At 40.9% G+C, this 13,792-nt stretch carries 9 protein-coding genes; all 9 read right to left on the bottom strand.

The features are described 5' to 3' along the window. Nucleotides 1-35: 35 nt before the first annotated feature. Genes DWZ47_RS16765 through DWZ47_RS16725 form a run of 9 tightly spaced genes read right to left on the bottom strand, consistent with a single transcriptional unit; the run spans nt 36 to nt 13,266 of the window. The gene (locus DWZ47_RS16765; protein ID WP_117513859.1) at nt 36-2,255 is read right to left on the bottom strand and encodes a hypothetical protein; all 2,220 of its coding nucleotides are present in this window, start codon (nt 2,253-2,255) and stop codon (nt 36-38) included. 21 nt (nt 2,256-2,276) lie between these two features. Further along, nucleotides 2,277-3,332: an Omp28-related outer membrane protein gene (locus tag DWZ47_RS16760; protein ID WP_117513857.1), complete on the bottom strand. Its 1,056-nt coding sequence runs from the start codon at nt 3,330-3,332 to the stop codon at nt 2,277-2,279. Between the two features lie 9 nt (nt 3,333-3,341). Further along, nucleotides 3,342-4,460: an Omp28-related outer membrane protein gene (locus DWZ47_RS16755; protein WP_004306194.1), complete on the bottom strand. Its 1,119-nt coding sequence runs from the start codon at nt 4,458-4,460 to the stop codon at nt 3,342-3,344. Between the two features lie 5 nt (nt 4,461-4,465). Then, entirely contained in the window at nt 4,466-5,563 is a 1,098-nt protein-coding gene (locus DWZ47_RS16750) for an Omp28-related outer membrane protein (protein WP_117513855.1), read from the bottom strand. A 35-nt stretch (nt 5,564-5,598) separates the two neighbouring features. After that, nucleotides 5,599-7,203 carry a DUF6029 family protein gene (locus tag DWZ47_RS16745; RefSeq protein ID WP_049702890.1) on the bottom strand — a complete coding sequence of 535 codons (1,605 nt, stop codon included), beginning with the start codon at nt 7,201-7,203 and terminating at the stop codon, nt 5,599-5,601. A gap of 33 nt (nt 7,204-7,236) precedes the next feature. Beyond that, nucleotides 7,237-7,725: a TlpA family protein disulfide reductase gene (locus DWZ47_RS16740; RefSeq protein WP_004306197.1), complete on the bottom strand. Its 489-nt coding sequence runs from the start codon at nt 7,723-7,725 to the stop codon at nt 7,237-7,239. A gap of 36 nt (nt 7,726-7,761) precedes the next feature. Further along, complete coding sequence (locus DWZ47_RS16735) at nt 7,762-8,655, bottom strand: Calx-beta domain-containing protein (protein WP_117513853.1); 894 nt, start codon at nt 8,653-8,655, stop codon at nt 7,762-7,764. A 37-nt stretch (nt 8,656-8,692) separates the two neighbouring features. Beyond that, nucleotides 8,693-10,276 (bottom strand): RagB/SusD family nutrient uptake outer membrane protein, encoded by a 1,584-nt coding sequence (locus tag DWZ47_RS16730; RefSeq protein ID WP_233525063.1) that lies wholly within the window; start codon nt 10,274-10,276, stop codon nt 8,693-8,695. A gap of 20 nt (nt 10,277-10,296) precedes the next feature. Then, nucleotides 10,297-13,266 (bottom strand): SusC/RagA family TonB-linked outer membrane protein, encoded by a 2,970-nt coding sequence (locus DWZ47_RS16725; protein WP_117513849.1) that lies wholly within the window; start codon nt 13,264-13,266, stop codon nt 10,297-10,299. Nucleotides 13,267-13,792 lie beyond the last annotated feature (526 nt).

Here is a 13,792-nt window from a genome sequence, read left to right as displayed (position 1 = left end):
CACGCTATCGTGCGGAATAATTGTTCCAGTAATATTTATTTAGCGTGAGGATGTTTACCCAATTTTTTCAAATCAAGATAAATAACACTTTCACTTTTCATAACCTTAGGAGTCTTTGTTTTTACCTGCTCATTAACAATCAAGTTTGCAGGAACCCGGTTATCCTTTTTCAATACTTGAGGTTTCGCTGTTCCCTTTATTCCCTTTTTCACTTTCGGAGCATCCGGGAATAAGACGGAAGGATCAGTAATGATGCCCTTTTCCTTATCATAGAAAACAGTATAAAGGTCACCAAACACTTCATTGCCTTCATCATCAGCACCAATAGGCACACATAAAGCAACCAATCGTTTAGCTTCTCCTGTCTTATCGTATGATTGAGTAGTTGAATTTACTGTTGTCAAGCCACTATTCAGACAGAAATCTTTCCAAACATCCATACATTCTTTATAAGTATAGTCTCCGCTTGCCGAATACTCATCTTCAATGATCGTATGATAAATCTTCGCTACATCTTTTACTATAGAGAACTGAACTGTGAAATTACCCAACTCGCTCATATAAGCACTCAGTTCCATCTTCGGATTCGGACCTGCCACAATAGCTTCAGTTGTAGCTTTCACAATCTTCACATCCGTCAGTACACCATCCCAATCTTCTGCCATATAAGCGAACGTATATTCAGTTGCGGGGTCCAGACCGGTCCACGTGAAGCTTTCCACTCCTCCATTTGTATTTGCAGGCCATATATTCGAATCTGCTGACAGCAAATATTTAATCAATTCAGCCTTGTTACCTTCTTCAAGCAAATCCGGCGTCATTATGTATTGATGATAATATACTGCTGCCTCCTGATTATAAGAATAGTTCAATTTCAGACTTGTACGTCCCGGATCAGAAATAGTAATATCTATTGTAGCCTTGGATGCTTGGGGATTATCTGTCACGCGTGCTTTGGTAGAAAAAGTTTTATTTTTCACCTCTGATAACTGTCCATACTCATTACGTCCTACATAAGCGACAACATAAGAACTATTCGGAGCAAGATCATACTGATAGTCTGTAGTTGCATACGAACCTTCCTGACTGAAATTCATATTCTTAATGCCCCATCCTTCTTGGTCCAAAGCTTGTGCCAGAGCCGTCATTGTAGCCTTGTCCGCATTCTTATAAGGAGCCCAGTCCGCCTCACTAAACACACGATAAAACATGGCATAACAAGTACTTTCTAATTTAACATCCATATTAACAATAGAGGCACCTGTTTTTGCTATTTTCAAATCGCATTCCGCTTCTTTGGCATCCTCGGGAATCTTCTTCAATTGAAAATCCTGACGTACATACTTTCCTTTATTTTTATTTTCATCCAATCCTATAGTCGTAGCTGTAATCTTTCTTGTCGGATCGGCAGTATAGCCAAAATCCACTATATATAATAATTCATCTTTAGATGCTTGTCCATCCTCAGCAGACTGTGTCCAATGTCTCATAAAGTCAATATACATATCCTGTCCATAAGCATTAATAAATGCATCAATAGGCTCGGAGTCTCCACAGAATTGATAGAAATATTTGCAATCTTCATTCGGAATATATTGAATAGCAGCCGCCTGATAGCTTGCATTAACATCAATATCAACGCGAGGATCACCTATTACATCTTCTGAAGGAGTCTTGATATAACAGATTTTCATATCAGCCGGATTTTGTCCACCTTCATCATTACAACCGACTGTTATAATCAGATATTCTGCTCCCGGCACAATTTCTGATTGGGAATATTTGGAATTTACCCAGTCAAATTCTGTATTCGGATAACTGTCTCCCAATGTTTTCCTATTAAAAGTATAAGCGCCGGCACCCTCCGAATTATAGAGAGCTTCCAGAATCAAATCTTCAATTTCTTCTTCACTTGCACCAATGCCACCACCTTCAAATAAATAGTTGTACATACGGCATAAAGGATAGACGTCCAAACGGTAAGATTGAACCTTATCTCCCGGAGTACATTCAAACACAAAGTTGTTGGTGGTTTTACTAGTCACTTTAATACCTACTCCACGTTCACCGCCATCTACTTCATTTTCAACCCACCTGATAGGAGTTGGCACGGGGGGAAGTGGAGGATCCGGGGTTTCCGGATTTTCCGGATCTATAATCTTCTGTTCGTCCTTATCCGAACACGATAACACCATAGGGCTTATAACTAGCACCAGCCCTAACAAAAGTAATAAGCTAAATAATTTCTTCTTCATAATTAAAAGTGATAAATGTGATTAATCATTTACATATTCATAATCGGCATCGCCATCAATAGCCTTGCAGACAGCCAAATTATTTACATATCCGTTTTCATCGGTAACCAATGCATAAAAAGAAAGATTCTCCGCATTCCATCCTTCTTCCATTATAACAGTATAACTCCTGCTTGACTCCTTTCCGGCCGCTATATGTCCCAATTTATCGCCATCAACGGTAGCAGACAGTAATTTACGTACCACATGGTTATGTGTGTAATCACGATAAACTCCCCCGTCATTTTGTTGATATTTCAATCCGTTTTCTACCGCATATAAAATCAAACGATATTCAGCGCTTTTTTCCGATTTAACGCTTACCGTCACATCAGCCTGTCCGTTATATTGTGACTGGATGGCCACTCCGCAAGACGCGGGATACTCCTCCAAAGACTTATTAAATACAGCTCGCATGACACTATAATTTTCAGACAACCCCATTGCCTCACGCATATCAACCACACATGAAGGATAACCGGAGATAGAAAACTTTCTGGAAAGGATCGAAGACTGTTCGATTGTCATCGGATCAGCACTTGTTCCATCGACATGAAATGACATCAGATAAATAACTCCCTCATAACTCGAACTTATCAGATAGTTCAGGCGAGTCATTCCTGCCGGACACATGGCACACCATGTTCCGGTAAACTCCATTGCACAAATGCGTCTTACAAACTTAGAAGGTGTACCTGGTGCGGCACTCGCAACTACTGTTATCAATTTAGATACATAGTTACCATAAGATGCCTCAAAAGCATAGGTTCCAGCTTTAGAAGTGGAAAACGTGCTTCCATCCAAGGTTTGCCCATCCATCACGGAACGGATGATTGCATCAGCAGTTACATCCATTCCCGCATGCATTACCGTAAAGGTTATAACATCCTTTCCGTCAGCAGTCAACGTATTTTTATTGACGCTCAAAATCACTTCTGTCTGCTCCGAATCATCGGAATTGCCAGAACAGGAAATCCAGAAGATTCCTACACAGCATATACAGACCAGCAATATTATTTTATAGACATTTATACACATAACTCGTCTTTATTCGTTATACAAGTAATCTGCCGATTCTCCAAGTTTGCACTCATTTACGTTGTTACACGTATAAGTTTTTCCCCCATCCAGCGTTGTCAACATCGACACAATCACACGCATATTATCCGCATTCCATCCCGATTCCAACTGACAAGATCGTTGCATGGTAGATTCTATTCCCGCATTTACTTCTCCATTGAAACGGTCACCATTCAACGATGTGGACACCACTGCACGTACTACATTATTATGAGTATAATCATTTCCTCCATTCGTTTGAAAGTATTTGATACCATCCTCTACCAGATAAATCAAACAACGATAGGTATTTGTTACGTTGGAAGTTAATTTGGCAGTAATCGTCACCGTACGGTCAGAAGCATTATATACAGATTCAATCGCTACCCCGCAAGAAGCCGGATAGTTACTTAGTTCTTTTTGAAGTTCCTCTTCAATCTGGCTCTTGATACTGATCATTTCTTTAGTACCTTTACGCAGATTGTAAAAGAGACGAGGCAGTCCGGAGAAATTGCCGAGAATATTAGTCCGGTAATTATTGGTAGCTGCCGTACTCATGGGATCCGTCATTCCCCCGAAATCCATGTGGAAAGAAGCTACCGCCAGTCGTCCCGGTTGTTCATTCTGAATTGCTTTCAATGTAGTGCTAAGTGCCGGACAAGCCTGACACCCGACAGAAGTAAACTGCATCCCCAGTAATTTATGATAATAGCTGGTTCCTCCTGATACGGGAGTAACCTGAACGGTCACTTCATTTTCACTAACCATTGCTTTTCCCTCATAATAGCGGGCTTTAAAAACATACGTACCCGGCACTGAAGTGCTGAAAGCACGAACGCCATAATCCAGATTTTCTTCTCCCGACTCCTTTACCAGAATCAGATTCATCGTGCTTTCTTCGCTTACATCTTGTGTGCCCAGTTTGACCGTAAAGGTCACTTTTTCTACCCCATCTGCCTGTATAGCCGTCTTATCGGCTGTAATCCGCAAAATGCCGTCATCCGTCCCTCCATTCTCCGTTTCGTCCGAACTACCGGAACAGGATGACAGCATTGCTAAACAAAGGATCATTACAATTGGTAGAATTGTCGAGTATAATTTCTTCATAAGCCTCAATCATTATAGAGATAGTCTATGCTACCGTTGATAGAACATTCGGTTATATTATCCACCATATATGCGTCATCTACTTTACGTAATGCATAAACCACTACACGCGATGTGGCAGGATTCAGGTTCTTTGCATTAGAAATGCTGAAAGTAGCGGCAGTGTGCTCCTGGTTTGCATCCACAGTAAACCGTCCGTTGGTTGACATCGACAGGTAATTGTTGGAAATAGCTCTTACCGTATAGTCATACGAGGTCTCATTTCCTCCGGATGCTGTCAAGCCATCAGTCACCAAGACATAAACCAAGTCATATTCTCCTCCCTCGTTCGACTTCAATGCAGCATTTACCGTAATTTCGCCAGTAGAAGAATTATAGGATGTATTTACCTTGATTCCGCATGTAGCCGGATATTTTCTAATTTGGCTTTGTAATGTCTGTTTGATAGCACTCACATTCCTGTCTATTGACATCACTTTTAAATCATAAATACAAGTAGGAAAGCCGGATGCTCCAAAACGGCTCATGATGGTGCTTGTCTGTGACAAATGGAAGGGATCAGTCGCTGAACTGCTGGAAGAATGAAAAGCCATTTTCACCATACGTCCCGGCATCAGTTCTTCCACTTTCTTTAATGCCGAAGTCATGGCCGGACAATAGGTACACCAAGTCCCAGTCATTTTAAAAACACCCACCTTGCGATAGAAAAGTTCATAATTCTTACGATTCTGTGCGGTTACGGAAACTTCATCCGACTCCCAGTCCAGATAATATGCTTTAAACTTATGAGTCCCGTTTTCTACTGACACGAACGTATTGGTCCGTCTCTCCAAATAATCACCGGTAGTAACATCTTCAAAATATACATTCTTCATATATTCAGAGGTTGTCAGTACTTTCCCTTTGGCATCAGTCACCGTAAAAGTCGCCATATCTGTCCCGTTAGCTTCAATCTTGGCTTTATCCACAGTCAAAGTAATAGGCCCTGTCACTTCGCCGTTGTCCGGCTCTTCACCATTGTCGTCTGAATTGCCGCTGCACGCTGTAAAACATCCGCACATGCATATCAGACTTGACATAAAAAACATTGTAAATTTTCTCATATTCTATATTCTAATTAATAAATGATTCGATAAACTCAAAATGAAGTCGTTATAGTCAGGTTAGCCCCTGTATATTTAGGAATCGTCCGGCAAACTCCACCGGAACAGACATACCCTTCCCTGTTACGACCATAACTCAAAGCTACACGCGTACGAGATTTGGCATAACTGGCTCCCACATTGTAATAATGGATTTTTTCCTTGCCGTGATTATACATATCACTTCCATAAATACTCCATGCCGGAGCAAAATTTATTTCCAACAGAGCCGCCATCCAGTCCTTTTGATCTTCCTTTGTAGTTAGGTATTGCAACTCCATGCGAGTTGAAAAAGAAGGTGTGAACTTATATTGTAAATCTGCGACAAAAATATTCGATAGGTTGGTCGCCTTATTCGCTCCGTACGAAGGACTATATTCTTGCATGGAATAAAGCAAATTCATTTTGAATGACTTCGTCCATTGCTTTTCCACATCAATACTAAAATCACGGAATGACAAGTTGCCTATTTGGGCTGTACCTTCTTTTTCTAAAGCATAATAGGAAGAAAAGTTTGCATGTAATTTCAAACCGCGTTTGCCTCCGATGACCGTTCCTCTTTTGAAATGATAAAAAACATCCAATTGTCCGCCCATCTCCCCGCTGATTGCTTTTGTCACCTCTCCTGTTTGTGGAGTGTGAGGATGCAAGTTGGTCAGCATATAGGTATATTGCGTACTCATAGCCGGGACATAATTCAACAGATTCGAAGTCGAACCATTACCGGCAATAATCTCACTGTTCATCCATTCCAATCGACGTCCGGTCAGATTTATTCCCAACCCGTTACCGCTATATCCCAGTTCCAACAGTTGCGCATTGGCACGTTTCTTCGCATAAAGCTTGTCATCATGAATGAAATCATAATACTTATTGCCACCATCTACATATTCACCTTTTACCGTAAATCCGGAGCGTTCAAAATTAACCCGCCCCGAAAAACCGTTCGAATAAGGTTTTCCTCCTTCTTCTTCAAGGTCAATACTGATCTTCTCATACCGGTTCAACGCCCCTCCTTCGATACTCAAGGACGTATTTTGCCAACTAAGCATTTCAGATAAGGAGAAACTTACATCTATGCCACGTACTTGTGTATCGGAAAAGTCCATACCAAAACGTGGAGTACCCCAAATGGCTTTTAACCCTACAATATTCTTGTAATTGTAGGTAAAACGTGCTCCCATCACTGCATTATTTAATCCCAGCATACGATCCTCCCAGCTACGAAATAGTAGTCCACTCCCGAACTGCTCATAAAACGTACCCGCTGTTACGGAAAAATCCTTATCAGCCCAGGATACATAATAATTGGTCAGCTTTGCTTTCTCCAATTCTGCCGGGTATCCCACCAGGACCGGTTCATAGGCTTCCAACTGTACACCTACGGCAAACTTACCCTGATAGTAATCCAGTTTCAGATAATTGTTCGATCCGAAATGATCTTCCGGTGATTCCGCTTCTGTTTTACTATCATCTTTGTAATATATCGTATTCGTTTCAAAGCTCCCTGTCAGATAACCTTTCTTGTTATCTTCCTGCGCATAGGTCAATGTCGATGTTAACGCTAACAAAGCCAACACCTGAATTCTTATTTTAGTCATGTCATTGCGTTTATCTATGGATAATAACAGTTTCTATTTCTGTAGTTTTTTTATTGCTTTCAGTAGTTCCAGCTCACTTCCCGGCGCATATCCGGTATGTGAATAGACTATTTTCCCGTCAGCATCCACCACATATACCTGTGGAGTCAGGCTTACATTCATAGCTCGCATAAATTCCTGATTTTTATCATACAGCATGATAAAATCATCCCATCCATGTCCCTCTGCCAATGCACGCGCTTTAGCTGTAGAACGACTGTCATCTGTTGAAACAGCTACTACACGGAATTTGGCTTCTTCCAACCAATCGGGCAATTGTTCATTTATGGCATCCAATTCACGAATACAAGGTTTACAGGTTGTTGCCCAAAAAGAAATAATCATAGGCGTTTTGTGATTAACCAAGGATGCAGTGTTAACTTGTGCTCCCTTAGTATCTTCAACCTTAACCGATGGTATTTGTGCCATAGTACAGGTTAACAAAGCAAACAACAGTGTAATGCAGACAATTAGTGCTCTCATAAGTTCTTTTTATTTGTTATGTTAATAATCTTGTTTTTATCTGATGTGTTCCATTTTACAGCCAAATAGCCTGAATTTCTGTATTTGTATCAGTCCGTCCTTATACATATCACCAATTAGATTGGCATTCTCGAAAGTGACTGTTTTAGTTTCGGCATCATATTCTCCACGATATACGTCAGAAGTACTTCCGTCTAATGCCAGTCTCCTGAAACGAATGGTATACGGACCATAAGAAGCGACATCTTCACCCGGTACAATAGATAAATAGGTTTTCTGCGCCACCGAATCATATTCATAATGCAAACGCCAGCTAAATTCCCACTCAATGTCATTATCCGGATCAAATCCATTCTTATTCGAGCAAACCAGATAATGCTCGTATGCCTCCGTACCTTCTTCCGCGGTATTCACTTTTACGGAAAATCCCACTTGTACATTGGAAGCATTGGTAGCAGAAGCTGTTCCGGTAAATACCCAGGTTCCCGAAAGTGTTTCATAAAAACTGGAATCATTGTCTTTGATAATCACCGTCAGACGATTGTTTGTACCAATGGATGCCCCTTTCACATCGGCAATTTCAATGTCAAAAGAGCGGTCGTCATTGACATCCTTATCATCAACAGTTTTAAACTCAAAATTTATAGTTTCCTGACCGGCAGGAATAAGCAGCGTCTTTGTGGTGACGATATAGTTTTCATCCTCTTTGGCGGTATGATCTTTTAATTCGAACGTCACGCGGATAGTTCCGGTATGTTCTCCTGTCACTACGACAGGCACAGTGCATAAACCGGCAGACTCTTTCACTGTCATTACTGTTTCCTGCAAACTTACCGTAGCCGCTCCGGAATTGAACTGTTCCTCATCGTCCGAACAGGCGGCGATCAGAACGGCACACAGAAGAAGGGTGTATATTTTCAGATAGTTCATTTTACTCAAGTGTTTGATAAATTACGTTATTCATTGATTAATATCCCGGATTTTGCTGACCTGCCAGTTGAGGGTTGGCATCCATTTCTGTTTTAGGAATCGGCCAGAGCATCCGCTGGTCATCCACAGGTTTATCCAGTCCGTCAGTACTTGCCTGTCCCGGAAAAAGCACCAGTCCTTTGCTTTGCGGTTTTCCACGCTTTACACCTTTCCCCCAACGTTTCAGGTCCATCAACCGGTATCCCTCACCTACAAGCTCACGTTCCCGTTCGTTCATGATTTCATTTAATAAAGCTTCCTGATCGTAGGTTGCATCAGTCCATCCCTCGATTCGCGCTTTTTTTAATGCATTCAAAGCATCATTACCTTTTTTTACAGCGGCTGCGGTTCCAATCTTTGCATTGGCTTCAGTAGCAATCAAGTACATTTCAGCAATACGGAATGGTTTGGGCTGATTCAAATAGCGTGTTTCACTTCCTAATGCATTGTAATATTCATTACCCGGGTATTTATTAAAGAAATAGATATCTGCTGCATTACCTGACGATACGGTTAAGTGATATTTTCCGAAATAAGTCTTTAGCCGGATATCTTTTTCATTGTATAGGTCAATCAGTGTTTGTGTAGGAATATAGTCCTTCTTTGTAGTCGGATAACCGATGAAAATACTCCCCAGAGGTACACCGGCATCGTCGGCACTAGTCATGGCAATCTGCCAGATGGTTTCCGTTCCCTTGTCATTCTTCCATACACTTTCAAAATCTGTTGCTGTGTTCGATAATGGATATCTGTTCGAATTAACCAGGTCGTCTGCATATTTGGCTGCATTTTCATAGTCATCCATCTGCAGGGCAACACGCGCTTTCAAGGCAGTCACTACATCTACCGTGATATAATTCCCACAATTCTTGGGAGCCGTGTTGACTGTCACGTATGCGCCATTAATATACCTGTCATAATCAGCAATGCCATACTTAGCAGTCTCTATACGTTCTTCGGCTTCTTCGAGGTCCTCCAATATTTGTTTGTAAGTATCTTCCAGTGAAGATCGTCCCGGATATTGGGTAGCAGGAAGTTTAGGCTCATATTTCACCTGAAGTGGTAGTCCCGGAGTGTTTGCCGCAGTAGCCACATCGTAATCGCGGCAAAATAAGGTAGCCAGATAAAAGTAGCAGTATGCTCTCGTAAAATATGCTTCCCCCTCATATACATTAATCTGTTGTCTCTGGGTTTCAGTCAATTCGATTTCCGGGTTCTCATCAATCTTACCTACCCCGTCAATAAAGAAATTGACACGTCCGATAGCGGCATAGTAGTTCGACCAGATTGTTTCTACGGTAGAGTTGGTGCTCTCGAAAGTCCAACGGTGCAACTCACCATATTTATTAGAGAAATCCGCCACTGCATTAAAGGCATCTGCCTGAACTTCTGGAGCTAATACATAACTTCCTCCTGTCAGTCCTAAATATACGGAATAGATACCGGCACGTGCTTCTTCAAAACCGACTATGGTTGTTAACGCTTCCTCTGTAGGAACAGCATCGTATGGCATTTTATCCATATCACAGGAAGTCATTCCTAGTGTCAGTATAGTCAATGCTATTATAGATATTTTCTTCATATTCACCATTCTTTATGTTTTTAGAAAGTTAGTTCGACTCCGAAAGAATATTGCTTGGTATTGGGATAGTTCCCCAACTGGATATTACTGTCTACTTCCGGGTCATATCCTTTATATTTAGTCACTGTGAGTAAGTTACGTCCTACAAAGTAGATTCTGGCGTTACTGATTACTCCTGTTTTCTGAATCACTTTGGGCGGAAGGGTGTACCCGACAGTCAGGTTTTTCATGCGCATAAATGAAGCATTTTCCAGTAAATGCGTATCAAACTGCATCGGGGAGTCGGGAGTAGCAATTCTGGTTACATCTCCCGGTTTTTGCCACATGGTAAGCATTTCTACAGTTTGATTGTCCGAGCCTGCAAAAGTGGGGTTCTCTGTAAAAAAGCGTTCATTATTCAACATATACTGGCCGAGCATAAAAGAGAAGTCGGCACTGACGGAAATTCCTTTCCATCCGAACTGGGTACCAAAACCTCCGGACCATGGAGCATAACGTTGCTTGCCGACAAAAACGGCATCTTCTTCCGAATAGCTTTTTGTCAGATTTCCATTTTTATCATACCATGTATTATATCCGTCACGCGGATCGACCCCTGCCCATCTTACATAGTAGTATTCTCCCCAAGGTTTACCGACTTTCATCTTCAAACCGGTATCAGGCAAAGTATATTCATCCAATCCGTTAAATAGTTTAGTTATCTCATTCTTATTATAATTCAGGTTTCCTGAAACACTCCATGAAAAATCTCTCGTTTTCAGAATATCCACTCCCAGAGTAATATCGAAACCACGATTACGCATACTTGCTACATTTTCCACACTGCTTCCGTGTCCGGTAGTATATGACAATGGATACCCCATCAACATATCGTCCGTCTGACGGTTATAAAATTCCAGTTCTACAGAAAAGCGGTCAAACACTCTTGTACTGATGCCTACATTCAGTGTTTTCATGCTTTCCCATGTCAGGTTATCATTGCCGACGGTAGAAGGAGCAATACCCGGTTGTCCGTTATACAACAAACCGGAGCCGACCAATGCCAATGCATTATAGGCGCTGATACCGGAATTACCAGTTGTTCCATAGCTCACCTTCAACTGTAAACTGTTCAACCATGAAACGTTCTGCAGGAAATTCTCTTTTCTCATATCCCACATGGCTCCCAAAGAATAAAAGTTTGCCCACTGGTTGTTTTTGGCAAACAGAGAAGAACCGTCCCGCCGTGCTGCCAAATCGACATAATAGCGATCAGCGAAACTATAACTGATTGTGCCGAAATAAGAATTGAAAACCTTGTCATACATCGAATGTATCGGCACTTCTGACTCTGCTCCAGCTGCCATCAGCATCATTCGTGAGTCTACCATTTTTTTAGAAGTTGCCGAGAAATTCTCATTCTTTGTGATAATGGACTCCTGGCCAGCCAACACAGTAAAAAGATGCTTGTCTGACAGACTGAATTTATATTCCGCCGTATTGGTGAAAGTAAATGAATAATAACGTTCAAAAGACTCGGACGCCACTCCTGCCCCTTCAAAGGGGCCTTCCGGATAGGCTTTATGGGAGTTACGATAATCAAAGGCATCTACCGCCTGTGAAGTACGGATATTCAATCCTTTTATTGGGTTTATATTAAAGAAGGTATTGCCATTGATACGTACCGTACTCCGGTCATTCGGTTGAAGTTCTGCCAAGTAATACGGATTATAATATCCCATATCGTCAAAATAGTCCAATCGTTTCCCATAACCTGTAAAGTTGCCTTCTTCGTCTGTCAATATCTCGTTTATTGTTTGGTCAGGACGATAAATACGGGCAGCATACGCTTTATTATAAACGCTGTTAGCTTCCGTTCCGAAAGTTGTCGTGTTATATTTCTGATAGGAAAGGTTCACGTTAATCCCGGCTTTCAGCCAGTCGGTCACCTTTACTTCCACATTACTGCGCAAAGTCTCACGGCGCAATGAGGAATCGTCCATGATTCCCTCTGTATCATAATGTCCAAATGAAATGTAGTAGTTGATCCCTTCGGAACCACCAACCACATTTACATCGTATTGTTGGGTAGGAGCTGCATCTCCGAAGAAGACATCCGCCCAATCTGTAGATATACCATTATCTATATAGAACTTCTTCCGTTTTTGAAATGTAGTGTCGTATGCTTTTCCAGGATCTAGCATTTCCTGCAGGTTAAGCCATTGTTCGGTGTTCATCATCTCTATATTATCTCCTGTCATTTTCGACCAGCCATATTGTGCATTGATACTAACACGGGCCTTCTGTCCCATTTTTCCTTTCTTGCTAGTCATTATCACGACTCCGTTAGCAGCACGGGAGCCATATATAGCTGTTGAGGAAGCATCTTTCAATACGGTCATGCTTTCGATGTCGTTCGGATTTAATGCTGTAAATGCTCCGGATGATATAGGTGAACCGTCGAGAATAAAAAGAGGTTCTGTATTTGAATTGATCGAACTGACTCCACGCAATCGCATTACAACACTCCCGCTCGGTTCTCCACTAGGGGTAAACACTTGTAAACCGGCAACTTGACCTTGTAATGCATCTCCGGCATTAGCCACCGGTCTGTTGGCTATCTTACTATTATTTACCGTTGTTACCGAACCGACTACTGACCCTAGTTTCTTTGCTGATCCATAGCCTACCACAACAACTTCATCCATCAGCTGTGTGTCAGACTTTAAGATAACTCTAACAGTCGGCTGAACAGGAACCGACTCCGTTTTCATACCTATATATGATATTTGCAATATTTTTGCTGAATTCGGCACATTCAATAATGTGAAATGCCCGTCTATGTCTGTTATTGTACCTAAGTTAGTGCCTTTTACGACAATTGAAGCCCCTACAACAGGTTGTTTGTCATCATCGGAAATCACTGTCCCCGTGACTTTCTGCGTTTGAGCTGTTATCAGCCCGATACCTATAAAAAGGTATCCAAATAGCAGCGCTAATTTCTTCTTCATAAATCTCTTTTTAAGTTATTAAATAGCCCTAAAACAATTAAACTCACTTTTCACACTTCGATAAGTTCTATCAGAACTTAATAACGATTCATTGCTTTTGTTGTGTTTTTGCATCAAATATGCTATTTATAAAAGAAATGTCGCTTGATTTTACTTTTTCAATCAGACTAGATGACGATTCCATAAAAAAAACATGTCTTTTTGTTGTTTTTTGCAAAAAGAATATATACTTTTGTTCCATTATATGATACCAAAAAGGAATTGTTAATAAATGAAATTAAAAAAAGATAGATAACTCATATTTTAATAACTATATATTTATTTTATTATAAATGGAGTATAAAAAATCACCAAGTTCTGATAGAACTTGGTGATTTTTCTTTTAATGAAGTAATCAATAGCAATTTTTCCTCAATTAACCTCCTATCAAACCTTTCATCAATATTATAATTAAATTTCAAATTGACATTAAACATAAAATAAACACATAGCGAAAAAGTAAATTTGGGCAAAGCGTAGCGAATTA

The sequence above is a fragment of the Bacteroides sp. AF32-8BH genome, assembly GCF_003435205.1.
Taxonomy (GTDB): domain Bacteria; phylum Bacteroidota; class Bacteroidia; order Bacteroidales; family Bacteroidaceae; genus Bacteroides; species Bacteroides ovatus.
Note: the sequence above shows the minus strand (reverse complement) of the source record. Positions and strands in the feature narration are given on the sequence as shown.

What these genes read in the sequence shown, in the direction of transcription:
- DWZ47_RS16735 (WP_117513853.1), bottom strand. Translation starts at nt 8,655, where the DNA reads ATGAACTATCTGAAAATATACACCCTTCTTCTGTGTGCCGTTCTGATC.
- DWZ47_RS16755 (WP_004306194.1), bottom strand. Translation starts at nt 4,460, where the DNA reads ATGAAGAAATTATACTCGACAATTCTACCAATTGTAATGATCCTTTGT.
- DWZ47_RS16745 (WP_049702890.1), bottom strand. Translation starts at nt 7,203, where the DNA reads ATGACTAAAATAAGAATTCAGGTGTTGGCTTTGTTAGCGTTAACATCG.
- DWZ47_RS16740 (WP_004306197.1), bottom strand. Translation starts at nt 7,725, where the DNA reads ATGAGAGCACTAATTGTCTGCATTACACTGTTGTTTGCTTTGTTAACC.
- DWZ47_RS16730 (WP_233525063.1), bottom strand. Translation starts at nt 10,276, where the DNA reads ATGAAGAAAATATCTATAATAGCATTGACTATACTGACACTAGGAATG.
- DWZ47_RS16725 (WP_117513849.1), bottom strand. Translation starts at nt 13,266, where the DNA reads ATGAAGAAGAAATTAGCGCTGCTATTTGGATACCTTTTTATAGGTATC.
- DWZ47_RS16760 (WP_117513857.1), bottom strand. Translation starts at nt 3,332, where the DNA reads ATGTGTATAAATGTCTATAAAATAATATTGCTGGTCTGTATATGCTGT.
- DWZ47_RS16750 (WP_117513855.1), bottom strand. Translation starts at nt 5,563, where the DNA reads ATGAGAAAATTTACAATGTTTTTTATGTCAAGTCTGATATGCATGTGC.
- DWZ47_RS16765 (WP_117513859.1), bottom strand. Translation starts at nt 2,255, where the DNA reads ATGAAGAAGAAATTATTTAGCTTATTACTTTTGTTAGGGCTGGTGCTA.